Source organism: Rhizobium sp. 9140, from assembly GCF_900067135.1.
Classification (GTDB): domain Bacteria; phylum Pseudomonadota; class Alphaproteobacteria; order Rhizobiales; family Rhizobiaceae; genus Ferranicluibacter.
The window spans coordinates 770,902-794,924 of record NZ_FJUR01000001.1 but is presented as its reverse complement, the minus strand read 5'-3'; the positions used below and the strand labels follow the sequence as shown (position 1 = coordinate 794,924).

Sequence of the window (24,023 nt, the reverse complement as noted above, 5' to 3'; positions counted from 1 at the left end):
CAATGGCGGGGATGGCAGGCATGCGCTGCCATCCCTGTGCAGCAGGGTCTTGAAACGTGAGTGTCAGAGTACCGGATTAGAGGGCAGGTACCGGGCAGCTCACACCCGTTCCCCGCAGGCCGCAATAGCCATTGGGGTTTTTGGCCAGATACTGCTGGTGCTCTGCTTCTGCGAAATAGAACGTGCCGGCCATCGCGATCTCGGTGGTGATCGGCTCACGGTGGCCCGCCTTCTTCAGCTGCGCCTGATAGGCATCGCGGGCGGTCTTCGCTTCGGCAAGCTGCGCCTCGTCTTCGACATAGATGGCGGACCTGTAGGTCGTGCCGACGTCGTTGCGCTGGCGCATACCCTGCGTCGGGTCATGCTCCTCGAAGAAGACCTTGAGGATCTCGCCGAACCCGACGACCTTCGGGTCGTAGACCACGAGAACGACCTCGGTATGGCCGGTCAGTCCCGTCGTCGTTTCCTGGTAGGTCGGGTTTTTCGTGTAGCCGCCGGCATAGCCGACCGCCGTGACATAGACGCCCGGCAGTTGCCACATCAGGCGCTCGGCGCCCCAGAAGCAGCCCATGCCAAGCAGCACGGTCTTCATGCCGTCGGGATAAGGCCCCTTGAGAGGCTGCCGGTTGACGGCGTGGTGCGTCGATGTGGGCAAGGGTGCCTCGCGGCCGGGAAGCGCATTTTGCGGCTCGGGCATGGTGGTCTTCTTGCTGAAAAGCTCGGTTAGAAACATAAGATCCGTCTCCATTTCAGAATGGGTTGTTCGTATCGTCGAAATTGATGTCGTCGGAGCAAAGGCGGCGAGTCCCTCCACACGGGTCTCGACCTGCCCTGCCGGCCTTCAGAACGGCATCAGGCCAGCCGGCGCCGGCGCGCCGGGCGATACCCGGCCATCCAGAACAACAGCGCCACGATCAGAAAGACCGCGAACGCCGGCTGCTGCAGAAACCAGGGGACGACCGGCTGCACCATGGCAAAGCTGCCGCCCGGCCGCTCCAGAGCTTCGATCATCTCAAGCCCGGACGTGCTGATCGACGCCACCGCAATCCCGAGCGGCGTCATGACCACAGCTGTTTCGGACACCGAGCGCACGGCATCCACGGTTCCCGCGAGAAGCGCGGCAATGAGGGCGAGAACACTCGCGAGCCTGAAGAGAATTGCCATCATTCGTCTCCCCTGCCTGCGGCTCCCCGTAATGCTTTGCAAATACCACAAGCGCTGCAAGCCGGAACTGTCTCTCGCAGCAGCCCGACCTTCCCAGACGGGACCGGTTTCCGCATCACACTTTGCTTCGTGCCTCCGCAATAAGATAGGTTCTCCCCGACCAACCGCAATGGCACCCCGAGCCTAGCATCATCTGCCTGATGGAAAATGCCTGTCGCCGTTCGAAAAATCTGTCAGATTTCGGTTGATCGCTTTGAGATCATCGGTATATATCGCGCCGTTCGCAGGATTTTCCGCTCGTAGGATTTTTGGCGAACCGTTGCACACGGTCGCGATCCTTCGCCATCCGCGCAACAATCTCGCCGCCCAAACCAGCGGTGACGATATCAAGGACAGGTGGCCGAGTGGTTTAAGGCGCACGCCTGGAAAGTGTGTGTGCGTGAGAGCGTACCGCGGGTTCGAATCCCGCCCTGTCCGCCATTCTTTTCGTTTCACCCTATCTTTGTCCGACCGCGCGCAAACGGCACGGAAAACTCAAACAGGCCGCGACCTCAAAAGAGGACCGCAGCCTGCAGCTTTGAACCTCAGGCAATAAAACCTAGCGCGACTTCTTGTAGAGTTTCTGGGCGATTTCGAACATTTCTTCCGGGGCGTAGTCCGGGGTGAAGGCCGAGGGTACGCCGACGAGTTGGTGGATCTTGCCGCCTTCCGGCATGCCGTCGACGACTTCGAGTTCGCCCGGCGGATCGGCCGGAAGGGCCATTTCGCCGTTGCCCCAGATGCCCGCCATTTCCTTGTAGTCCTTCGGGCTGAACGTGTAGAGGCGGCGGTGGGAGCCTTCGTCCAGATATTTCTGGCATTCCGGGATTGTGCTGAGCGGAATATTCGGCGTCGGCAGGAAGTCCTTGATCTTCACGCCGGTGATCTTTTCCAGCGCCAGGGCATAGGCATGCGCGTGGACGGAACCGCGCACGAGGAGATAACCGCAGACCTCGCGGCCGGTCGGGTCGGTCAGGGTTTCGTAAACGCGCAGCTTGTGGAGACGCGCACCGCATTCCAGATGGAAATTGTGGAGGAGATCGACCACGACATTGCCGGTCGTCGTGATGAAGTCGTTGTTCCAGGAAGCGCCATTGCTGTTGACCGGCATGGCACCGCCGCCGCCCGACAGGAAGGCCGCCGCGAGCCGTATATCCTTCATGTCCTCCCACGGCGCGCCGGAAATGTCGCCGCCATCGCCCGTGTCACCATCCTTCTTGTCCGGACCGTTGGCGAGCATGGCGACGCCGTTGCTGACGAGCTCGACATGGCCGAGTTCTTCCGCCGTGATGCTCGCGACGAGGCTGTAGAAGGGGCGCAGCTTGTCCTTGGAGCGGAAGTTGAAGCTCTGGAACATGTAGTTGCCCAGCGTGGACATCTCGCCGTATTTCCCACCCAGCAACTCCTGCAGGGCGGCCGCGGCATTCGGATCCGCCCGCTTGGGCGCAGGCAGTTCTGCCTGCAGTTGATCGACGCGCATGAACATTTCGGTCACCTTTCATTGGGAATGACACATCCGCAACTGAGCGAATGCTTCTGCGTTCCCTCCTGCGGGGATCTTCTTCCGAATGTCTGTCTTTATGCCTTTCGGGGCCGCTGATTGCATGCGCAGTCTGCAGTTTGGCGATTCTCCAAATCGTGATATCCGACCGGTTTCGTAAAAGAAGGGACAGATACCGTGAGCGAACAGACCGTGGCCGAGGTAACCGAAAAGATCTACGCATCGCTCCAGTCGGACAATGCCGACATCGACGACCATATTGCGAGCCTCAAGGCGGCACTTGCCCGGGAGGGTGCGGCGGAAGCCGTGTTCGATCCGGCCAAGCTTGCGCAGAACAACCGCTCGGGCCGCAAGATGATGCAGGCCTACTTCCGGCAGCGCGGCGTGCGGGTCAGCTTCTCGGCCTGACGGGCGGCGAAGCTTCCGGCGCGACCGCGATCGCGCCCTCTGCCCGCGCCTATCCCTCAGAGAGCGCCGTCGACGATGACCATGGGGCGGCCGCGGGAGCAGGGCTCTATGCGGGCGTCGATACGGTAGATGTCGCGCAGCATGGCGGTGGTGATGACGCTGGCGGTGGTGCCGCTTGCGACCATTTCGCCGTTGGCGATCACGATCGTGTTGCTGCAGTAACGCAGGGCGTGGTTGAGATCGTGGAGCGCGATGAGGACGATCATGCCGGTGCGGGTTGCAAGGTTTCCTACGAAGTCGAGAACGTCGATCTGGCGATGAAGATCGAGGGCAGAGGTCGGCTCGTCCATCAGCAGGACGTCGGGCTTGCGCACCAAAGCCTGGCCGAGCGAGACGAGCTGCCGCTGCCCGCCCGACAGGGCGTCGAGCCCGCGGAAGGCGAGGTCCTCGATGCGCAGGGAGGCGAGGATCGCGTCGATCTCGAACAGTTCGTCGTCATGCACCCGCCAGCCGCCGCCCTGCTTGGCGGACAGCAGAAGCGATTCGTAGACCGTGAGTACGGCATTCGAGCCTGTGTCCTGCGGCATGTAGCAGATCGCGCGGTCGCCCCGGGTCTTGTTCGATAGCTCGACGGTTCCCGGACCGGCGAGCAGGCCGGCAATCCGCTTGAACAGGGTGGATTTTCCCGCTGCATTCGGGCCGATGACGGCCGTGACGGAGCCGGGGCTCAAAGGATCGATGCCGACCTTGGAGAGGACCGTGGTGCGGCCATAGCTGGCACCGACATCCCTCAGGGAAAGACTTACCATGCCCGCCTCCTGTTGGAGAAAATCAGGACGAAGAAGAAGGGCACGCCGACGAGCGCGGTGATCACGCCGATGGGCAGGATCGCACCGGGAATGAGCACCTTGCTAACCACCGAGGTGGCCGACAGGAGCAGCGCGCCGCAGATGACGGCGCCGGGCAGGAAGAAGCGCTGATCCTCGCCCACCACCATGCGCGCGATGTGCGGGCCGACGAGGCCGACAAAGCCGATGGTGCCGACGAAGGACACGGGCACGGCCGCCAGCAGGCTGACGATCAGCATCGTATGAAGACGCAGTCGGCGCACGTTGATGCCCATGCTCGCGGCCTTGTCGTCGCCGAGCCGCAGGGCGGTCAGCGCCCAGGCCTGGCGCATGAAGAGCGGCAGGGTCACGACGAGGATAGCGGCCGTCACTCCCACCTTGTCCCAGGTCGCCTTGGTGAGGCTGCCCATCGTCCAGAACACGACGGCTGCCAGCGCCTGTTCGGAGCCGAGATATTCGAGCAGCGACAGAGCCGCGTTGAAGGTGAAGACCAGCGCGATGCCGAGCAGCACGATGGTCTCGACCGTCACGCCGCGCATCGTCGAGGCGAAGTGAATGAACAGGGCAGCAACGACCGCCATGACGAAGGCGTTGATCGGCACCATGTACTGGGTCGCCCCCGGAAAGAGAGCGACGCCGCCGACAAGGCCGAGGGCAGCACCGAAGCTGGCGGCCGCGGAGATGCCGAGCGTGAAGGGGCTTGCGAGCGGATTGGAGAGGATCGTCTGCATCTGCGCGCCGGCGACGGAGAGCGACGCCCCGACGGTCACCGCCATCAGCGCGATCGGCATGCGGATGTCCCAGATGACGACGCGCAGCTGGTTGCTGGCCGTTTCCGGGGAAAACAGGGCCGAGAGGACCTGCGACAGCGTGTAGCTCGCCGGCCCCAGCGCCATGTCGAGGGCCACGCTGGCGGCAAGGGCAATCGTGAGAGCCGCCAGGATGAGGATGCGTCGGAAGGCAAGGGCGCGATATTGATCACGCCCTGTGCGCTCGGCAACCGGGCCTGCGCGATCTCTTTCGCGCCGCGCTGCCTTCTCCGTGGTTGCCGCCGCGGTCATCGCCTATTCGTCCTTGAGGGAGACGAAGTATCCCGGTTTGTACGGAAGCGGCAGGAAGCGCTCGTGGAGCTCCTTGAAGGTCGCTTGCGGGTCGAGATCCTTGAAGAGATCCGGATGCAGCCATTTGGCGATCTGCTGGATGGCGACGAACTGGTAGGGATTATTGTAGAACTGGTGCCAGATCGCGTGGATCTCGCCGTCGTTCACTGCCTTGATGCCCGTGAAGGCGGGGCGCTTCGTCAGGTTCTCGAGTTTGCGATGCGCTTCCTTGAGGTCGGCACCGTATCCTACGCCCACCCAGTTGCCGCCGGGCACATAGGCTTCCCACATGCCGCCGGTGATGATCACCTGATCCGGATTGGAGGCAATGATCTGCTCCGGGTTAACAGAGCCGAACGTTCCGGGGATGATGTCGCGGGCCATGTTCGTACCGCCGGCAAGCTCGACCATCCGGCCGAAATTCTCATTGCCGAAGGACATGCAGCAATCGTCCGAGTATCCGCCGGCGCGCTCGACGAAGACCAGCGGCTTTTTCGGAGCGTTCTTTTCGAGCGTATCGGTCACCTTCCGGATCGCTTCGGCGCGAAACGCGATGAAGTCTTCCGCGACCTTTTCCTTGCCCATCAGTGTGCCCATGATGCGCATGCTCGGCTCGGTGTTCTCCATCGGCTTCTCGCGGAAATCGACATAGACGAGGGGAATGCCGACCTTGGCAAGCTTTTCGATATAGCCCGCCTCCTCCGTCGCGGTCTTCGCGTCGAGGTTCATGACGATGACGTCGGGCTTGAGCGCCACGGCCTGCTCGATATCGAAGGTGCCGTCCTTCATGCCGCCGAAGGTGGCGAGCTTGGCGATCTCGGGATATTTTTCGAGATAGGCGGCATAGGATTCCGGATCGGCCTTCGGCAGATCGTCACGCCAGCCAACGACGTGCTGGAACGGGTTTTCCTTGTCGAGCGCGGCGAGGAAATAGATCTGGCGGCCTTCGCCGAGAATGACATGACGCGCGGGCACGTTGACATCGACCTTGCGGCCCGTCACGTCCGTCACCTCGACGGCAAGGGCAGGAAGAACGGACGACACGAAGAGGCCGAGGGCTGCGATGGCCGACCTGCCGGAAAGACGCATGAGGAAAACTCCAGTGGAACCTGCGGGGCACATATGATTTGTGGATTTTATTCGTCAAGTTTTATCTTTTAGAAACGTTTTACGTTTGAGGCGGGATGTGAGCTATGGGAAACGATCCGGCGGCGCAGGCCGTGAATTACACATTGAGAGATGAGATCCGAGATTACTGGTCCGCCCGCGCCGCGACCTTCGACCAGTCGCCGGGGCACGAGATCTTCTCCGAGGACGAGCGGCAGGCGTGGCATGGGCTGATCGAGAAGCATCTCGGACGTGGGTACGGGCGCGCCGCCCTCGACCTTGCCAGCGGAACCGGGGTGATCTCGCACCTGATGGACGATCTCGGCTACCGCGTGACCGGCATCGACTGGTCCGACGATATGCTGGCCCTCGCGCGCGCCAAGGCGACGGCGCGCGGACGCAGCATCCGCTTTCATCTGGGCGACGCCGAACGGACGCTCGCACCCGATGAAAGCTACGATGCCGTTGTGACACGACATCTCGTCTGGACGCTGGTCGATCCGCATGCGTGCTTCAGGGAGTGGCACCGGGTCCTGAAACCCGGCGGCCGGCTGCTCGTCATCGACGGCGATTTCGTTCATACGGGCTTTTGGGAGCGGGTGATCAAGCGCATCGATACGCTCTCGCAGAAGGCCGGCTGGATATCGCCGCAGCCGGCCCATGCGCCGGCAGGCCTTGCGGACACGCACCGGAGCATCCTGTCGCGGGTGCACTTTTCGAACGGCGCCCGGGCCGACGACGTCGGGCGCCTTCTGACGGATTCAGGGTTTTCGGTGATCGCGATCGACCGCGATCTTCGCCGGATTCACAAGGCGCAGGCAGCGCATCTCGGCCGACTCAAGGCGCTCGCACGGGGTCTCCAGCATCGCTATGCGATCGTGGCGGAGAGGCCCGCGATTTTGAACCCGCCAGACTGAACCTCGTTCCGAGGTATCTCCATCGGAAACCGCAGCATTGGTCCGGCAATGGGCGTCAACCGCCGGCCGACCTGCTGGATCGATGGCCATCGACATCGATGCCGATCTGGTCGCGGCCGCGCATCTTGGCGGCATAAAGGGCGAGGTCGGCGCGCCGATAGAGATCGGCCGGGTCGTCGCCCGCCCGGGCGCTGGCAAGACCGGCCGAGAACGTATAGCGGAAGCTCACCTGCTCGCGCACCGGGCGGGACTGCCGCACCTCCGCCAGCATACGGCCGATGATCGCTTCCGCTTCCCAGGTCGTCGTGTTCGGCAGGACGAGAACGAACTCTTCGCCGCCGACGCGCCCGAGAACGTCCGTCTTGCGTACGAGGCGCTGGATCGTCGCCGCAAAATCCATGAGCACGGCGTCGCCGACGCTGTGGCCGAACCGGTCGTTGATATATTTGAAATTGTCGATATCGAGAACCGCGACGCATCCGACCGCCGCCGTTTGCCCGGCTGACATCGGAGGATCGGTCGGCGCCGTCTTCACGAGCGCTTCGAGCTTCGACATGACGAAGCGCCGGCTGGCGATGCCGGTCAGATCGTCGGTCTCCGACGCCTTGATCGCCATGTCGCGGGCCTGGCGCAGTTCGCGTTCGTCCGGCCGCAGCGACGTGATGTCGGATGCCACGCACAGCATCCAGCCATCGGCCTGCATGGTCTCCGTCATCCAGAGCCACCGGCCGTCGTGAAGATCCGTTTCGAAGGCGCGGAAACCGGTCTTTCCCCGACGCCCGAGCACCGAGCGCAGCCATGTTTCGAAATCGTCGGCCGAGATGACCGTGCCGCGCCGTACGGCAAAATTCCGGCGCATCAGGTCGGACCAGAGAGGACGCTCATCGTCCTCGATATGCCAGGCTGCACGAAAGGCGCCATTGGCAAACCGCAAACGGTCGTCCTGATCGTAGACGGCAACCATGACACCGGTGCCTTCCATGAGCTGCGCCAGATGCAGCAGTGCTTCTTTATCGACCAAGGCTTTCGATCCTCACCAAAGGGAGACGATGGTCAGTACAAGGCGCTCGTGAACAAAAGATCAAGCGCACGCTGCGATCCAGAGAGAACGGACAGCTATGTCGAGGGAAAGCAGCGGGTAGCCCGCGTTGGCATGCCAAAGTATCATTTTCAGATCGTCGAGCGGGTGATCCGGGACATCGCAGCCGAACATCTGCAGATCGAAAGCAGGCTCGAACTGACCTCGATCCAGATCCGGAACGAGGCCGGGTAGACCATCGCATCCGTACATATGACGAGGCGATGGAAGACATCCTGCCGTAACGCGCGGGAACCCGATCCGGCAAAGACGACTGAACCAACCGAAACAGGCGCGGACGAATATAACCGCATTATCGGGTAACGACGGGCCGTTCGACGTTCAATGCGTGGCGGACATCCGTCCGAGCGCCGGATGGGCCAGAGCCTCGAAGCTCGGGCGCGCGAAGAAATAGCCCTGCATCAGGCGAACGCCGAGATCTTCCAAGGCCCGTGCCTCGCCTGCGGTCTCGATGCCTTCGCACAGCGGGATGACGCCGAGATCGTGCAGCATGGAGACGGTGTGGCGAACGATCGTTTGGCGAACCTTGTCCGTATCGATATTGCGGATGAGGTCCATGTCGAGCTTGGCGATATCGGGCTGGAACTTCGCCAGCAGCGCCAGTCCGGCATGGCCCGCGCCGAAATCGTCGATCGCCGTGCGGAAGCCCATTTCGCGATAGGTCTTGAGAATATTGAGAAGATGGGCCGTGTCGAGGATCTCGCCTTCAGTGAATTCGAAGATGATGTTCTTCGGCGAGAATTTGGTGCGGGCAGCGGCCGCCAGCGTCAGGCGGATGCAGGCACGGGGCTCGTAGACGGCATTGGGCAGAAAGTTGATCGACAGGCCGACATCGCTCTGCGCGCCATACAGCCGCGAAGCGAGCTCGATGGCCTTGACCCGGCATTGCTGATCGAAGGCATAGCGGTTCTGCGCATCGACGGCCGAGAGGACCGAGCCGGCGCCCTCACCCGCGATACCGCGGACCAGCGCCTCGTGCGCAAATGTGGTCTTCGAGACGACATCGACGATCGGCTGGAACGCCATGGAAAACGGGATGTGGAAGTCGGCACCGTCGCGACATCCCTGGCAGGCTTCTGGCATTGATCTTCTCCAACTCTATGTAAGCTGGATAAGACGCTACCCATGTAAACACGCCCTTAAAATGTGCGCTTGCAGGCCGCGTATCGGCCCGGTCCGTACGTTTGCGGACCGAACCCTACGGCCAAAACGACCTCACCCTCGGGAACCCCGTTCGCACTTCGCGGGTTTGGCCTTCACCCTACAGGAGAAGACGACACCATGGCGCAACGGCAGGCACCGGCCTTCAGAAGAATGATCACTTTCGTCATCACGCTTTTCCTCGCCGGTGCGGTGCTCGCCGGCATCTACCTGTTCGTGTCCAGTCCCGGCGAGGTACGTGACCAGCCACCGGCCGGCGCTGGGCAGCAGGCGCCCTGACCTTTCAGACGATGCCGCCACCGCCGGCGCGCGCTGCCGGTCGTTCGGCGGCCACCTTGCTGCGATAGCCGCTCTTCCTGTAAGCACCGATCGGATCGATGGCCCCCCCCTGACGATGGCGAGCTTCGGCGAGGATCGCCTCGACATCCGTTCGGAATGCGCGTTTCAGCGTGTCGGACGCCATCAGCGCATCGTTTTCGTCCTGATAGCCGTCCAGAGCCTCGCGATCGACGAGGAGAGCCTGCGCATAGGCACGACGGATCTCGTTGGCGCTGGAGATCAGGCTTTCGATCGGATCGGTGACATTGTGCGACTGGTCGATCATATGGGCCGGGTCGAAATCCTTGATCCCGTGGTGCTCGGCATCCACCAGTTCGTTGAAGACGAGGAAGAGTCGGTAGGGATCGACAGAGCCGGCATCCAGATCGTCGTCGCCATATTTCGAATCGTTAAAATGGAAGCCGCCCAGCTTTCCGAACTGGGTCAGCCGCGCCACGATCATCTCGATGTTGACGTTGGGCGCGTGGTGGCCGAGATCGACGAGGCACTGGGCCTTGGGGCCGAGCGTCGAGGCGATGAGGTAGCTCGTGCCCCAGTCCTGCACCACGGTGGAATAGAAGGCCGGCTCGTACATCTTGTGTTCGGAGAACAGGCGCCAGTCGTCCGGCAGGGCGGCGTAGATATCGCCCATGGAGGCGAGGTAGCGCTCGAAGCTGCGGGTGAAGTGGCTCTGACCGGGAAAGTTCGAGCCGTCGCCCACCCAGACCGTCAGCGCTTTCGAGCCGAGGGCGCGGCCGATCTCGATGCATTCGAGATTGTGCTCCACTGCTTGCGCCCGCGTTCCCGCATCGGCATGGCTGAGAGAGCCGAACTTGTAGGAGAGCGACTGGCCTTCCGCATCCGAGAAGGTGTTGGAGTTCATGGCGTCGAAATGCAGCCCGTGGGCCTTGGCCGCCGCCAGCAGTTCGACCGGGTCTGCCTTGTCCCAGGGGATGTGCAGGGAAACGCCGGGCGTGGCGCGCGTCAGCTGGTTGATGACGGCGCAGTCCGCCAGCTTGTCGAAGATGCCGCGCGGCTCGCCTATGCCCGGAAACCGGGCAAAGCGGGTGCCGCCGGTGCCGACGCCCCAGGAGGGAACGGCGACATGGAAGGCCGAAACCTTCCGCGTCACCGTTTCGATATCGATGCCGCGGCGCGACAGGTGTTCGCCGAGGGCGTGATAATCCGCAGCCTGCGACGCGGCGCGGCTATCGTTATGCGCGGCGATAAGATCGGGCGCGATGCGGTAATCGGTCATGATGGTCTCCTCCCTCTTATACAGCCTAGCGCGGAAAGCTCTGCGCGTTGCCGCCATCGACATTGATGATGTTGCCGGTGGATTTCGCCGACAGGTCGGAGGCGAGGAAGTAGATGGCTTCGGCAACGTCCTCGGGGAGAATGTTGACCTTCAGCATCGAGCGCTTGCGATAATGTTCCTCGAGATCGCTGACCTCGATCCTGGAGGAGGCCGCGCGCTGTTCGCGCCACTCGCCGTCCCAGATCTTGGAGCCGCGCAGAACCGCATCGGGATTGACCGTGTTGACGCGGATGCCGCCTTCCGCGCCTTCAAGCGCCAGGCACCGGGCAAGATGGATCTCGGCAGCCTTCGCCGTGCAGTAAGCCGAAGCATTCGGCGAGGATGCGAGCCCGTTCTTGGACGCGACGAAGACGACGTTGCCGCCGAGCTTCTGGCGGCGGAACAGGCGGAAGGCCTCGCGCGAGACGAGGAAGTAGCCGGTTGCGAGGATGTCGATGTTGCGGTTCCACATGGCGAGATCCGTATCCTCGACCGGTGCGGAAGAGGCGATGCCGGCATTGGAGACGAGGATATCGATGCCGCCGAACTCCACGAGACCTTGCGTGAAAGCGGCGGCAACCTGATTCTCGTCCGTCACGTCAAGCTTGACGCTGCGGACGGCATCGGCGCCGTAGCGCTTGGCAAAATCGGCCTGCGCGCCATCGAGCGCCGTCTGATCGATATCGGCCAGCACGACGCAGGCGCCCTCGGCGATCAGGCGGGTTGCCGTGGCGCGACCGATGCCGCCGGCCCCGCCGGTAACAAAGGCGACGCGGCCGGCAAGGCTCTTCGGCTTCGGCATGCGCTGGAGCTTCGCCTCCTCAAGCAGCCAGTATTCGATGTCGAAGGCCTCCTGTTCGGGCAGGCCCTGATAGTCCGACACGCTGGAGGCGCCGCGCATGACGTTGATGGCGTTGACGTAGAACTCACCGGCGATGCGGGCGGTCGCCTTGTCGCGGGCAAAGGAGAGCATGCCGACGCCGGGGATGAGGAAGATCACCGGATTGGGATCGCGCATGGCCGGCGAATTGTCGTGGCGGCAGGTCTCGTAATAGCGGGCGTAATCGGCACGATAGGCGTCGAGCGCCGCATCGAGATGGGCAACGGCCGTATCGAGGCTGCCTTCGGCCTTCGGATCGAAATCAAGGATCAGCGGGCGGATCTTGGTGCGCAGAAAGTGGTCCGGGCAGGAGGTGCCGAGCGCGCCGAGGCGCTGAAGATCGGCGGAATTGACGAATTCGAGCACGGCGGCCTGATCGTCGAAATGACCAAGCTTCCTTTCCTCACGGCCGATGCGGCCGCGGATTTCCGGCATGAGGCGGGCGGCGATGGCGCGGCGCTGCGGCTCGTCCAGACTGGACGTGACGGCCCCGCCGAAGACGGTCTTGCCTTCGGTTTTCAAGGCAAACCAGTCGATGGCGCGGTTGATGATATCGAGCGTCAGCTCGTAGCAGGCCTTTGCGTCGTCCGCCCAAGTGAAGAGACCGTGGCTTTCGAGCACGACGCCCTTGGCATTCGGATTCGCCGCGACGAAGGCACCGAGATCGAGGCCCAGCTGAAAGCCCGGGCGGCGCCAGGGGAGCCAGCCGATCTCGTCGCCGAAGACCTCCCTGGTCAGTTCGCGCGAATTCTTCGAGGCGGCGATGGCGATGATCGCGTCGGGATGCATGTGATCGACATGGGTGAACGGCACGAAGCCGTGCAGCGGCGTATCGATGGAGGCGGCGCGCGGGTTGAGCGCGAAGGTGCAATGCGGCAGGAAGCCGACCATGCGGTCCTCGTCCTCGACGCCCTTGTAGAGACCCTTCAGAGCTTCTAGCTTGTCGAGATAAAGCGTGGCGAAGCCATCGAGCTTGATGGTGCCGACATCGCCGCCGGAGCCCTTGACCCAGAGAACGCGAACCGGTTCGCCGGTCAGCGGATCGGTTTCGGTCACCTTGGCCGAGGTATTGCCGCCGCCGTAATTGGTGATGCGCTTGTCCGCGCCCAGGAGATTGGAGCGATAGAGAAGCTTGCCCGGCTCATCGAGATCGTTCGCAATCGCATCGTCCCAACGGCTTTCGAGACGGTGGCTCTGTTCCGGCATGTCATCCTCCCATGGTATCGGAACCCCTGCGTCGAACGCAGGTCGGCCCCGTATTGCCGACGATATCGCGCAGTCCCACCACTCATGTCAATCATTTTCGATCATAAATGTTCATGTTGCAGCGCAGTATAGAAATTTATGATCGTTATTGATTGACAGTCCCCGCTTAATTCGCATAACTCGCTGTTGAGGAGACATCCATGCACGAGCGCGAACGCCATCGCATCATCTTGAGCGCCGTCCAGGAAAAGCCTGTGGTGACCGTGCAGGATATCGCGGAACTGACGGATGCGTCGGAGGCGACGATCCGCCGAGACATCGCGTCGCTGCATGTTCAGGGGAAGCTTCGCAGGGTTCGAGGCGGGGCCGAAGCCGTGCATCCGCCGCAAATCGGCAATCTCGCAGCCCGGCCATTCAGAGTGTCGGAATCGATCAACTCCGATAAAAAACGCGCAATCGCCCGCATGGCCGTCGATCTCTGCGAGGAAGGCGACGCGGTCATCATCAATGGGGGAACGACGACCTTCCAGATGGTGCATTTCATGGCGGCCCGCAGGTTGCAGGTCATGACCAACTCGTTCGCCATCGCCGAGCACCTCGTCAAACATTCCAAATGCACGGTGACGGTGCCGGGGGGCACGATCTATCGCGACCAGAGCCTCATCCTGTCGCCGTTCGAAAACGACGCCATCCGGAATTTCTCGGCGCGCCGCATGTTCGTCGGCGCCCAGGGCGCCAGCGCGCTCGGCATCATGGAGTCCGACGCTCTGGTCATCCAGAGCGAGCAGCGCCTGATGCGGCAGGCGGACGAGCTGGTCGTGATGATCGATTCGGGCAAGTTCGCCCGGCGCTCCAGCCTCATTCTCTGCCCGCTCGAAAACGTTTCCACCATCATTACCGACAGCGCCGTGTCTGAGGAGGCCGTGCGCATGGTGGAGGCCGCGGGGGTCAAGCTGATCACGGTTCCCGTGTCGGCGTCGGATACGAAGGATCATACCGCATCGGTCGCATGAGCGGCCGGGCACTTATCGTCAACTGGGAGGAAGACAGCATGAAACTCGCACAAAAGCTTGCCATCGGGGTCGTATTCGCGATGGCCGCATTCGGCTCGGCCGCACATGCCGCAGAGGTCAAGATCGGCCTCGTCGTGAAATCGCTCGGCAACGGCTTCTTCGAAGCCGCCAACAAGGGCGCGCAGGAAGCCGCCAAGGAACTCGGCGACGTCGAGATCATCTATACAGGCCCGACCTCGACGACGGCCGAAGGCCAGATCGAGGTGATCAACGCGCTGATCGCCCAGGGCGTCAATGCCATCGCGATCTCCGCGAACGACCCCGACGCCGTTGTCCCGGCGTTGAAGAAGGCCGCCCAGCGCGGCATCAAGGTCATCTCGTGGGATTCGGGCGTTGCGCCGGAAGGCCGCATCCTGCAGCTCAACCCGTCTTCCAACGATCTCATCGGGAAAATGTGCCTGACGCTCGTCAAGGACCACCTCGACGGCGGCAAGGGCGACTTCGCCATCCTCTCGGCCACGACCACCTCCACGAACCAGAACATCTGGATCGAGGAAATGAAGAAGCAGCTAAAGGACTTCCCCGGCCTCAACCTCGTCACGACGGTTTATGGCGACGACCTCTCCGATAAGAGCTACCGCGAAGCGCAGGGCCTGATGACCTCCAACCCCAACGTCAAGGTCATCGTCGCCCCGACCACAGTCGGCGTGCTCGCGGCCTCGCAGGCCGTCAAGGATGCCGGCAAGATCGGCCAGGTCTATGTAACCGGCCTTGGCCTCCCCTCGGAAATGGCCGGCGCGATCAAGTCGGGCGCGACGAAGGAATTTGCCATCTGGAACCCGATCGATCTCGGCTACTCCGCGGCCCAGATCGCCTACCGCCTCGTCAAGGGCGACACGGACGGTGCGCCGGGCTCGGAGATCGAAGCCGGCCGCATGGGCAAGATCAAGGTCGGCGAGAACGGCGAAGCCGCCATGGCCGACCCCTTCGTCTACAATGCCGAAAACATCGACCAGTTCTCCAAGGTCTTCTGATCTTCCAGACGATCCGGCGGCGCCGTCCCGCGCCGCCGGTCCTCTCCTTCCGACCGGACATGGACATGATGGCCCTTCAACACCCCGTCGCCGAGGATCGTACGCTCGCGCCCGCTATTCTGGAAATGCGCGGCATTTCGCAGATCTTTCCGGGCGTCAAGGCGCTCGACGGCGTCGATATCGCGCTTTATCCAGGCACAGTCACAGCGCTGATCGGCGAGAACGGCGCGGGCAAATCAACGCTCGTGAAGATCCTCACCGGCATCTACCGCCCGAGCGAGGGCGAGATCCGGATCGACGGCGCGCCGGTCGTTTTTGCCGACGCGCAGGCCGCCATCGACGCGGGCGTCACCGCCATCCATCAGGAAACCGTGCTCTTCGACGAGCTGACGGTGGCTGAAAACATCTTTCTCGGCCACGCGCCGCGGACCCGCTTTCGCACCATCGACTGGGCGACCATGAACCGGCGTGCGGGAGACCTGCTGCGGTCGCTCGAAAGCACGATCGACCCGACCATTCGCCTGAAGGACCTGTCGATCGCGCAACGCCATCTGGTCGCGATCTCGCGGGCGCTCTCCATCGAGGCGCGCATCGTTATCATGGACGAGCCGACGGCAGCGCTTTCCCGCAAAGAGATCGACGATCTCTTTCGCATCGTGCGCGACTTGAAGCGCCAGGGCAAAGCCATCCTCTTCATCAGTCACAAGTTCGACGAGGTCTACGAGATCGCCGAAAACTACGCCGTCTTCCGCGACGGCAAGGCGGTCGGACACGGCGTGCTGGCCACGACCCCGCAAGACGATATCGTGCGCTTGATGGTCGGTCGCACGGTCGCCGACGCGTTTCCGAAGATCGCGGTGACGCCCGGCGCACCGGTGCTGGAGGTCTCCGGCTACAGCCATCCGACCGAGTTCCACGATATCTCCTTCACGCTCCGCCGCGGCGAAATCCTCGGCATTTACGGGCTGATCGGCGCCGGACGCTCCGAGCTTTGCCAGTCGCTCTTCGGCATCACCGCACCGGCCAGCGGCAGCGTGCAGATCGAGGGCCGGCCGGTGACGATCCGCTCGCCGCGCGATGCGATCCGCGCCGGCATCGTCTATGTGCCGGAAGAGCGCGGCCGCCACGGTCTGGCGCTGCCCATGCCGATCTTCCAGAACATGACGCTGCCCTCGCTGGGCCGCACGTCCCGCGCCGGCTTCCTGCGGCTTGCCGACGAATTCGCGCTCGCCCGGAAATATGCCGAGCGGCTGGATCTGCGCGCCGCCGCGCTCTCGGTTCCCGTCGGCACGCTGTCGGGCGGCAACCAGCAGAAGGTGGTCATCGGCAAATGGCTGGCAACGCAGCCGAAGGTGATCATTCTCGATGAACCGACCAAAGGCATCGACATCGGCTCGAAGGCCGCCGTCCACGCCTTCATCAGCGAGCTTGCCGCCGAAGGCCTGTCGATCGTGATGATTTCATCCGAACTGCCGGAGATTCTCGGCATGGCGGACCGGGTGATGGTGATGAAGGAAGGCCTGTCGGCGGGCATCCATCCGTGCGCGGGGCTGACGCCGGAAATGCTGGTGCGCGCCGCCACCGGCAACGTGTGAGGACGACACCATGACCTTATCGACCGGGACCTTTCTGAAACGGCGCGAAACTCTGCTCTTCCTCATCATCGCCCTGATGGTCGTCGCGTTCTCGACACGCGCGCCCGGCTTCGGGAACCCGCGCAACCTCGCCGTCATCTTCAACGACACGGCCATCCTGATCATCCTGGCGCTGGCGCAGATGACGGTCATCCTGACGAAGTCGATCGATCTTTCGGTCGCCGCCAACCTCGCCTTCAGCGGCATGGCGGTGGCGATGCTGAACGCGGCCGTGCCGGGTCTGCCGCTCGTGCTTCTCATCCTGCTTGCCATCGGCATCGGAGCGGCGCTTGGCGCCATCAACGGGTTTCTCGTCTGGCGGCTGGAAATGCCGCCGATCGTGGTGACGCTGGGCACGCTCACCATCTATCGCGGCATGGCCTTCGTTCTCTCGGGCGGCGCCTGGGTCAACGCACACCAGATGACGCCGGAGTTTCTCAACGTGCCACGGCTGGCCGTCGCCGGCCTGCCGGTCCTCTCCTGGGTCGCCGTCCTCGTCGTGGTGCTCGTCGCCCTTCTGGCGCGTTACACGCCGTTCGGCCGATCCGCCTATGCGGCGGGCGGGAATCCGGTCGCTGCCGTCTATGCCGGGATCGATGTCGGCTATACGCGCTTTCTCGCCTTCACGCTTTCCGGGGCGCTCGCCGGTCTCAGCGGCTATCTCTGGGTCTCGCGCTATGCGGTCGCCTATGTCGACATCGCCATCGGCTTCGAACTCGACAGCGTCGCGGCCTGCGTCATCGGCGGCATTTCGATTGCAGGCGGGGTCGGCACCGTCATCGGCACCGTGCTCGGCGCGCTGTTCCTCGGCGTCATCAAAAACGCGCTGCCCGTCATCGGCATCTCGCCCTTCACGCAGATGGCGATCTCCGGCTCGGTGATCATTCTCGCCGTCGTCTTCAATGCGCGGCGCGAGCGCCATCGCGGCCGGATCATCCTGCGCAACCGGGCGGCGGAAGACGGCGCCCCCCGCAGGGCCGGCACGACGGACAAGGAGGCCCTGGCATGAGCGCGATCCCCTCGACATCCTCACAGCCAGAGGCAACGCCACCCACCCGCCGCGCCATTCCCGACCGGCTCGGTACGCCGCTTCGCCGGTTGCTCGCCAGCTGGGAGGTGCTGCTGCTCGGCGTGGCGGTTGCGATCTTCGTGTTCAACTCGCTCGCCTCGCCCTATTTCCTCGATGCCTGGAACCTCTCCGACGCGACGTTCAACTTCACCGAAAAGGCGATGATCGCCTTTGCCATGGCGCTTCTCGTCATCGCCGGCGAGATCGACCTGTCGGTTGCCGCCATCATCGCGCTCGCCTCCACCGCCATGGGTGCCGCGGCCCAGGCGGGTGTGGGCGCGGCAGGCCTTGTCGGCATCGGCATCGGCGTCGGGCTTGCCTGCGGCGTCGTTAACGGCGTGCTCGTATCGGTCATGAAGCTGCCCTCCATCGTCGTCACCATCGGCACGATGAGCCTGTTTCGCGGCCTTTCCTACATCGTGCTCGGCGACAAGGCCTATGGCGGCTATCCCGCCGATTTCGCCTTCTTCGGGCAGGGCTATGTGGTCTGGGTGTTCTCGTTCGAGTTCGTGCTGTTCCTGGTGCTCGCCGGCCTGTTCGCCCTGCTCCTGCATGCGACGAATTTCGGGCGGCAGGTTCAGGTGATCGGCAATAACGAGTTCGCCGCGCGCTTTTCCGGCATTCCGGTCGAGCGGATCAAGTTCATCCTGTTCCTGCTGACGGGCCTGATGAGCGGCATCGCCGCCGTCTGCCTCACCTCGCGCCTCGGCTCCACCCGACCCTCGATCGCGCAGGGGTGGGAGCTGGAGGTCGTGACCATGGTGGTGCTCGGCGGCGTCTCCATTCTCGGCGGTTCCGGCACGATCGGCGGCGTCGTCATTGCCGCCTTCGTCATGGGCCTCGTCACCTTCGGGCTCGGGCTTCTCAACGTGCCGGGCATCGTCATGTCGATCTTCATCGGCCTGCTCCTCATCATCACCATCGCGCTGCCCATCCTGGCGCGCCGCATCAAGGCGAGATCCTGATGACCACCGACGCACCGCTCGAACGCCACGCCTTCGTCATGAAGCTGCATGCGGGGCAGGAGGCGGAATATCGCCGCCGTCACGACGAGATCTGGCCGGAGCTCGGCGCGCTTCTCGCGCAGGCCGGCGTCCGCGACTATTCGATCTTCCTCGATCCGGAGACGCTGACCCTCTTCGGCGTTCTCACGCGCCCGCGCGACCACGGCATGGCCGCCCTGCCCGAGCATCCCGTGATGAAACGCTGGTGGGCGCATATGGCCGATATCATGGAGACGCATCCCGACAACGCGCCGGTGTCGCGCGATCTGATCCCCGTTTTTCATCTGCCGCCGCAACCATGACCCCCATACCCGCAAGAGTCGCCGTCTTCGACATTGGAAAGACCAATGCCAAGCTCGTGGTCCTCGACACCGCGAGCGGCCGGGAACTCGTATCCCACCGGATGGCAAACCGCGTGATCGCCGGCGGCGCCTATTCGCATTACGATACGGATGCGCTCTGGACCTTCCTCATCGCGTCTCTCAAAGCGGTGGCGGCCACGCCGGGGTTCGATGCGATCTCGGTCACCACCCATGGGGCGGCGGCAGCCCTTCTCGATGCCCACGGGGAGCTGGCGCTGCCGGTGCTCGACTACGAGCATGACTATCCGCAAGATATAAAGTCTGATTACGACCGGATGCGCCCGGCCTTTAGCGAAACGTTTTCGCCCCGATTGGCGATGGGGCTCAATCTCGGCGCCCAGCTTCATTATCAGAAGACCGCGTTTCCCCACGCTTTCGCCAGGGTGCGCACCATCGTCACCTATGCGCAATACTGGTCCGGCCGGCTCAGCGGACATTTTACCACCGAGGTCACATCGCTCGGGTGCCATACGGATCTGTGGAACCCGGCGCTCGGGCGGTTTTCGACGCTGGTCGATGCGCTCGATCTCTCTGGGATTCTCGCGCCGGTGCACTCCGCTTTCGACGCTCTCGGGCCGCTGCTTGCGCCGCTCGTGCGCGAGATCGGGTTGGACGCGGAACGGGACATCCCGGTCCATTGCGGCATCCATGACAGCAACGCCTCGCTGCTGCCGCATCTGATCGGGCGCGAATCACCGTTTTCAGCGGTCTCCACCGGCACCTGGGTGGTCTCCTTCGGCGTCGGCGGCGATCTCGGGCGGCTCGATCCCGCGCGGGATACGCTGGCGAACGTCGACGCCTATGGCCGTGCGGTTCCATCCGCGCGCTTCATGGGCGGGCGGGAATACGAGGTGCTGACCGCCGGGATGGAGGCTGAGCAGATCGAGGCCGGCGATGCAGCGCTCATCCCGGCCGTCCTCGCGCGCGGCACGATGCTCCTGCCATCCGTCGTCCCCGGCTGTGGACCCTTTCCGGGGATGACGGCGACATGGGTTTCGGCAGAGGACGCTTCGGATGCCGAGCGCCACGCGGCGATCTGCCTCTATCTCGCGCTGATGACGCAGGAGAGCCTGCGCCTGCTGAATGCCGGAGGTCCTCTTCTGGTCGAGGGGCCATTTGCGAGGAACGGGCTTTATCTCTCGGCGCTGTCGGCCTTTTCCGGTCGGAACGTGCTTGCGCTGGAGGGCTCGACGGGAACGAGCCTCGGCGCCGCATTGCTGGCGGGCGGCATCGCGCCTTCGACTTGCGGGGACGCGGCACCCGTGACGCCGCTTGGCCCGCAGGGGGAGATGGAGACCTATCAAAGGCTCTGGCGGGAGCGGATCGCCGCCCGCTGACAGCGCCTGTCAGGCTTTGTTCTTCGACGGCGTGACGTCGCCGATCCTCTGTCGCCCGAAACGGGCGTCGCGCGGACGCTTCATGCGGTGCGGAGCGCGATATAGGCGGCCGTCGCCCCCAGCATGCTTGCCGCGGCGCGATTGAGGATTTTCAGCGCCCTCGGCCGGCGCAGAAACTGGCGCGCCCGCGCGGCAAGAACGATGTAGGGGATCAGCACCGAGAGCAGGACGACGAAGGTCGTCAGCACGAGAAACACGTAGTCGCGCGGGCCGATGGCGCTAAGGTCGATCAGCGTCGGCACGAGCGCGACGTAGAACAGCATCGTCTTCGGATTGCCGAGCGTGACCAGAAGCCCCGAGAGAAAGGCGAACCCCGGGGAGGTGCGAACCCGGTTCTCCTCCACGTCCTGCGCCATCAGGCCCGAGGTCCAGAGCTTCCAAGCGATGAAGCCGAGATAGAGTGCGCCGAGGATCTTGATGACGAGAAAGGCCGTGGTGAAGGTCTGCGCCACATAAGCGAGCCCAAGGACCACACCCGTGAGGTAGACGAGGTCGCCGAGCACGAGGCCGAGGCCCATCAGAAACGTATCGCGAAAGCCGGAGCCGAGGGCGCGCGCAACGATGGCGGTCATTCCCGGACCGGGAATGGCGGCAGCGACGAAAAGGGCGGCGGCATAGGCGAGGAGACTGGCGAGGGTCACGGGCGGAAGCCTTCAAGAAGGACGGATCGAGAAAGCCCCGAAGATACTCCGGGACGCTCGGAGGCTAGCCCCGTCCGTCGCCGAGGGCAAGGGCACGCCGCAGGCTCTGTCCTGCCGCATCCAGCCGCTGCTGTGCGACATCGCGGCCAACGCCGGATGCCAGGAGAACGGCGATCTTGACCGAGCCGTCAGCCGCCTCGAGATGCCGCTCCGCCGTGGCCCGGTCGATCCCGGCGATATCGGCAACCATGCCGGCAGCACGCTGGCGCAGCTTCCTGTTGTCGGGCCGCAGATTGACCATGTGCCCGTCATGGACATGGCCAAGCCCGATGCCGACCATGGTGGAGAACATGTTGAGCGCGATCTTCTGCGCCGTCCCCGCACCCATGCGGGTCGATCCGGAGATCACCTCGGGTGGGGTTTCCAGGAGAACGGCAATATCCGCCGTCTCGAACAGCCGCGCGCCGCGATTGTTGGCGATCGCGACCACGCTTGTACCGGCGGCCCGCGCCGCAGCCGCGCAGCCGAGCGCATACGGCGTCGAACCGCTGGCAGAGACGACGACCAGACAATCCCCGGCTCCGACGCCCGCATGCTCCACATCGCGGACACCGAGATCGTGATCGTCTTCGTAGCCACCCGCGAGGTCGGCAAGGCTTGCCGCGCCCCCGGCGAGCAGAACGACGACCGCATGGGGCGCCAAACCATAGGTGCCGGGCAGTTCGAGCGCATCGACCATGGCCATCAGCCCCGAACTGCCGGCGCCGGCATAGATCAGCCGTCCGCCGGTTTGCAGCGCCTGCGTGGCGAGACCCGCCGCAGCCGCGAGCGGCTCCAGCGTACCATCGACCGCCCGCGCCGCCGCCTGTTGGCTTTCCGCCAGCAGCTTCAGGACCGAGACCGTATCCCTGACGTCGATGTCCCGTGCCTCTGCATGGCGCTCTTCCGTCATGTCCGCCACGCGAACCTCCTTAAAAACAAGTCCAAATGAATACCAATGGAACGGAGAAAATCAAGACGGCGCCGAGAGATCTGTCATAAGTACGAGGATGGCCTAGGCTTATTGTCTTGTAATTTCATTGTAAAATTAGGTTTCTGAATTTTGTTGATTTTCACCTTGGTAAATGGTCCTTTTTTGGTATTATCGCGCCGGAGGTTGTCCATGGATCATTTTCATGTTGGAATCGATGGTGGGGGTACGCGGTGCCGGGCGGCGGTGGCCGCTGCGGACGGCCGTATTATCGGCCGTGGCATCAGCGGCGCCGCCAATATTCTGACTGATCCGGAAACCGCACTCGTTCATATCCGGCTGGCAACAGAGGCTGCCTTTCAAGAGGCGGGCCTTCCCGTGTCCGGGCTTGCCTCGGCCGTGGCCGTTCTCGGTCTCGCCGGCAACAATGTGGCAGACGCCGTCTCCTTCATTGCCGCACGCCTGCCCTTTGCCAGAGCCGAGATCGTGTCCGACGTGCTGATCGCGCTTCAGGGCGCGCTGGGCGACCGCGATGGCGCGGTGGCAAGCCTCGGGACGGGCACCGTCTACAGCATTCGGCAACAGGGCACGGTCTCCATGCTCGGCGGTCACGGCTTCAAGGTGGGTGATCTTGGCAGCGGTGCCCGGCTCGGGCAAGGCCTTCTTCAGGAGGCGCTGCTTGCCTATGACGGCATTCGCCATGGCTCTCCGCTGACAGAGACGGTGCTTGCAGAGTTCGGCCACTCGACCGCGGCCATCATCGCCTTTGCCCATACCGCGCATCCCGCCGATTATGGCCGCTTCGCACCGAGCGTGTTTTCGGCAGCTGCAGTCGGGGATCCGGTCGGCGTCGAACTCGTCCGCATGGCCGCGCGACACATCGACCAGACGCTCGACGCCATCGTCACCCGCGGGGTTCGCACCCTCTGCCTCGTCGGCGGTCTCGCGTCGCTCTACAGGCCGTGGCTCACGGAGCGGCCGGGCGTCGAGATCCTGGAGCCGACGACCGATGCGCTTACCGGAGCCGTTGCGCTCGCGGTCCAGCGCTTCACATCCGATCCGTCTTCGGCCCACGTGGAGGCGGCGCAATGAGCGATCATCTGTCGCATCTGCTGCCGCTCGAGGGCCTGCAGGGCGCGGGGGCCGGACCGCTATATCTCAAGCTGCGCCAGTCGCTGGAAGAGGCGATCCAGTCGGGCCGGCTCAGCCATGGCGACGCGCTGCCGCCGGAGCGCGACCTTGCCGAATATGCCAATATCAGCCGGGTGACTGTGCGCAAGGCGGTGGACGACCTCGTGCGCGACGGGCTTCTCGTGCGCCGTCACGGCTCGGGCACCTTCGTCGTCAAGCCGCTGGCGCGCGTGCAGCAATCCCTCTCCCGCCTCACCTCCTTTACCGAAGACATGGCGCGTCGCGGGCTGACCACACAGGCCCAGTGGATCGAGCGAGGCCTCTTTGCCGCCTCGCCGGACGAAATGATGACGCTCGGCCTGCCGGCCGACGCGCTCGTTGCCCGCCTCGGTCGTCTGCGGATTGCCGACGATATGCCGCTTGCCATCGAGCGCGCCAGCATCTCGGCCGAATTTTTGCCGGATCCGATGCGGGTCACGACGTCGCTTTACGCAGAACTCGACAAGACGCGCGCCCGCCCTGTGCGCGCGGTTCAGCGGATCTCGGCCTGCGAACTGAAAGACACAGACGCCACCATGCTGGGCGTCCGCAGTGGGGCGGCGAGCCTGTCGATCGAGCGCATTTCCTATCTCGCATCCGGCCGCGTGGTGGAGTTCACCCGCTCGCTCTATCGCGGCGATGCCTATGATTTCGTGGCTGAACTCAGCCTTTCCGACACCTGAA

24 protein-coding genes and 1 tRNA gene are annotated in these 24,023 nt (G+C 63.7%); 13 read left to right on the top strand and 12 right to left on the bottom strand.

What is annotated here, in order from left to right; translation table 11 throughout:
- Window positions 1–76 precede the first annotated feature (76 nt).
- Together msrA and GA0004734_RS03595 are read right to left on the bottom strand one after the other, a co-directional pair.
- The gene (msrA, locus tag GA0004734_RS03600; RefSeq protein ID WP_092935868.1) at window positions 77–733 is read right to left on the bottom strand and encodes a peptide-methionine (S)-S-oxide reductase MsrA; all 657 of its coding nucleotides are present in this window, start codon (window positions 731–733) and stop codon (window positions 77–79) included.
- Window positions 734–852: 119 nt separating this feature from the next.
- Window positions 853–1,167 (bottom strand): hypothetical protein, encoded by a 315-nt coding sequence (locus tag GA0004734_RS03595; protein ID WP_245292328.1) that lies wholly within the window; start codon window positions 1,165–1,167, stop codon window positions 853–855.
- A gap of 387 nt (window positions 1,168–1,554) precedes the next feature.
- On the opposite strand from GA0004734_RS03595, the gene GA0004734_RS03590 reads away from it, so the two are divergent.
- Window positions 1,555–1,644 (top strand) — tRNA-Ser (locus GA0004734_RS03590).
- A gap of 118 nt (window positions 1,645–1,762) precedes the next feature.
- Here GA0004734_RS03590 and GA0004734_RS03585 read toward each other — a convergent pair.
- Window positions 1,763–2,689 (bottom strand): manganese catalase family protein, encoded by a 927-nt coding sequence (locus GA0004734_RS03585; RefSeq protein ID WP_092931251.1) that lies wholly within the window; start codon window positions 2,687–2,689, stop codon window positions 1,763–1,765.
- Window positions 2,690–2,881: 192 nt separating this feature from the next.
- Between GA0004734_RS03585 and GA0004734_RS03580 the strand changes: the two genes are divergently transcribed.
- Window positions 2,882–3,112, top strand: a complete 231-nt coding sequence (locus tag GA0004734_RS03580) for a hypothetical protein (protein ID WP_092931249.1) — start codon at window positions 2,882–2,884, stop codon at window positions 3,110–3,112.
- A gap of 56 nt (window positions 3,113–3,168) precedes the next feature.
- On the opposite strand, the gene GA0004734_RS03575 is transcribed toward GA0004734_RS03580, so the two are convergent.
- The 3 genes from GA0004734_RS03575 to GA0004734_RS03565 are packed head-to-tail and all read right to left on the bottom strand — an operon-like array spanning window position 3,169 to window position 6,149.
- A complete protein-coding gene (locus GA0004734_RS03575) occupies window positions 3,169–3,921 on the bottom strand; it encodes an ABC transporter ATP-binding protein (protein WP_092931246.1) in 753 nt (250 codons plus the stop codon).
- The gene (locus tag GA0004734_RS03570) at window positions 3,915–5,021 is read right to left on the bottom strand and encodes a FecCD family ABC transporter permease (protein ID WP_245292327.1); all 1,107 of its coding nucleotides are present in this window, start codon (window positions 5,019–5,021) and stop codon (window positions 3,915–3,917) included. The genes GA0004734_RS03575 and GA0004734_RS03570 overlap by 7 nt, the downstream gene beginning before the upstream one ends.
- Window positions 5,022–5,024: 3 nt before the next feature.
- Window positions 5,025–6,149: an ABC transporter substrate-binding protein gene (locus GA0004734_RS03565; RefSeq protein ID WP_092931244.1), complete on the bottom strand. Its 1,125-nt coding sequence runs from the start codon at window positions 6,147–6,149 to the stop codon at window positions 5,025–5,027.
- 104 nt (window positions 6,150–6,253) lie between these two features.
- On the opposite strand from GA0004734_RS03565, the gene GA0004734_RS03560 reads away from it, so the two are divergent.
- On the top strand, window positions 6,254–7,084 hold the full coding sequence (locus GA0004734_RS03560) for a class I SAM-dependent methyltransferase (RefSeq protein WP_092931242.1): 831 nt from the start codon (window positions 6,254–6,256) through the stop codon (window positions 7,082–7,084).
- Window positions 7,085–7,139: 55 nt separating this feature from the next.
- On the opposite strand, the gene GA0004734_RS03555 is transcribed toward GA0004734_RS03560, so the two are convergent.
- Both GA0004734_RS03555 and GA0004734_RS03550 read right to left on the bottom strand, forming a co-directional pair.
- Complete coding sequence (locus GA0004734_RS03555) at window positions 7,140–8,066, bottom strand: GGDEF domain-containing protein (RefSeq protein WP_092935864.1); 927 nt, start codon at window positions 8,064–8,066, stop codon at window positions 7,140–7,142.
- A gap of 438 nt (window positions 8,067–8,504) precedes the next feature.
- The gene (locus tag GA0004734_RS03550) at window positions 8,505–9,266 is read right to left on the bottom strand and encodes an EAL domain-containing protein (protein ID WP_092931240.1); all 762 of its coding nucleotides are present in this window, start codon (window positions 9,264–9,266) and stop codon (window positions 8,505–8,507) included.
- Window positions 9,267–9,464: 198 nt separating this feature from the next.
- Here GA0004734_RS03550 and GA0004734_RS25855 point away from each other — a divergent pair, with 198 nt between their 5' ends.
- Entirely contained in the window at window positions 9,465–9,623 is a 159-nt protein-coding gene (locus tag GA0004734_RS25855; RefSeq protein WP_175386208.1) for a hypothetical protein, read from the top strand.
- Between the two features lie 4 nt (window positions 9,624–9,627).
- Here GA0004734_RS25855 and rhaI read toward each other — a convergent pair whose 3' ends face one another.
- Together rhaI and GA0004734_RS03540 are read right to left on the bottom strand one after the other, a co-directional pair.
- Entirely contained in the window at window positions 9,628–10,920 is a 1,293-nt protein-coding gene (rhaI, locus tag GA0004734_RS03545) for an L-rhamnose catabolism isomerase (protein WP_092931238.1), read from the bottom strand.
- 25 nt (window positions 10,921–10,945) lie between these two features.
- Entirely contained in the window at window positions 10,946–13,045 is a 2,100-nt protein-coding gene (locus tag GA0004734_RS03540) for a bifunctional rhamnulose-1-phosphate aldolase/short-chain dehydrogenase (RefSeq protein WP_092931236.1), read from the bottom strand.
- Between the two features lie 200 nt (window positions 13,046–13,245).
- On the opposite strand from GA0004734_RS03540, the gene GA0004734_RS03535 reads away from it, so the two are divergent.
- From GA0004734_RS03535 to GA0004734_RS03505, 7 genes are all read left to right on the top strand, one after another.
- Window positions 13,246–14,058: a DeoR/GlpR family DNA-binding transcription regulator gene (locus tag GA0004734_RS03535; protein ID WP_092931234.1), complete on the top strand. Its 813-nt coding sequence runs from the start codon at window positions 13,246–13,248 to the stop codon at window positions 14,056–14,058.
- 38 nt (window positions 14,059–14,096) lie between these two features.
- Entirely contained in the window at window positions 14,097–15,092 is a 996-nt protein-coding gene (gene rhaS / locus GA0004734_RS03530; protein ID WP_092935862.1) for a rhamnose ABC transporter substrate-binding protein, read from the top strand.
- A gap of 65 nt (window positions 15,093–15,157) precedes the next feature.
- Window positions 15,158–16,687, top strand: a complete 1,530-nt coding sequence (locus GA0004734_RS03525; RefSeq protein WP_245292326.1) for a sugar ABC transporter ATP-binding protein — start codon at window positions 15,158–15,160, stop codon at window positions 16,685–16,687.
- A 10-nt stretch (window positions 16,688–16,697) separates the two neighbouring features.
- On the top strand, window positions 16,698–17,735 hold the full coding sequence (locus tag GA0004734_RS03520) for an ABC transporter permease (RefSeq protein WP_092931230.1): 1,038 nt from the start codon (window positions 16,698–16,700) through the stop codon (window positions 17,733–17,735).
- Window positions 17,732–18,760 carry an ABC transporter permease gene (locus GA0004734_RS03515; RefSeq protein ID WP_092931228.1) on the top strand — a complete coding sequence of 343 codons (1,029 nt, stop codon included), beginning with the start codon at window positions 17,732–17,734 and terminating at the stop codon, window positions 18,758–18,760. The genes GA0004734_RS03520 and GA0004734_RS03515 overlap by 4 nt, the downstream gene beginning before the upstream one ends.
- A complete protein-coding gene (gene rhaM / locus GA0004734_RS03510) occupies window positions 18,760–19,101 on the top strand; it encodes an L-rhamnose mutarotase (RefSeq protein WP_092931226.1) in 342 nt (113 codons plus the stop codon). The genes GA0004734_RS03515 and rhaM overlap by 1 nt, the downstream gene beginning before the upstream one ends.
- A complete protein-coding gene (locus GA0004734_RS03505; RefSeq protein ID WP_092931224.1) occupies window positions 19,098–20,498 on the top strand; it encodes an FGGY-family carbohydrate kinase in 1,401 nt (466 codons plus the stop codon). The genes rhaM and GA0004734_RS03505 overlap by 4 nt, the downstream gene beginning before the upstream one ends.
- Before the next feature lie 80 nt (window positions 20,499–20,578).
- On the opposite strand, the gene GA0004734_RS03500 is transcribed toward GA0004734_RS03505, so the two are convergent.
- Both GA0004734_RS03500 and GA0004734_RS03495 read right to left on the bottom strand, forming a co-directional pair.
- Window positions 20,579–21,199, bottom strand: a complete 621-nt coding sequence (locus GA0004734_RS03500) for a LysE family translocator (RefSeq protein ID WP_092931222.1) — start codon at window positions 21,197–21,199, stop codon at window positions 20,579–20,581.
- Window positions 21,200–21,263: 64 nt separating this feature from the next.
- Window positions 21,264–22,151 (bottom strand): N-acetylmuramic acid 6-phosphate etherase, encoded by an 888-nt coding sequence (locus GA0004734_RS03495; RefSeq protein WP_092935860.1) that lies wholly within the window; start codon window positions 22,149–22,151, stop codon window positions 21,264–21,266.
- Window positions 22,152–22,361: 210 nt separating this feature from the next.
- Here GA0004734_RS03495 and GA0004734_RS03490 point away from each other — a divergent pair, with 210 nt between their 5' ends.
- On the top strand, window positions 22,362–23,261 hold the full coding sequence (locus GA0004734_RS03490; RefSeq protein ID WP_092931220.1) for a BadF/BadG/BcrA/BcrD ATPase family protein: 900 nt from the start codon (window positions 22,362–22,364) through the stop codon (window positions 23,259–23,261).
- Entirely contained in the window at window positions 23,258–24,022 is a 765-nt protein-coding gene (locus GA0004734_RS03485) for a GntR family transcriptional regulator (protein WP_092931218.1), read from the top strand. The genes GA0004734_RS03490 and GA0004734_RS03485 overlap by 4 nt, the downstream gene beginning before the upstream one ends.
- Window position 24,023: the final 1 nt, after the last annotated feature.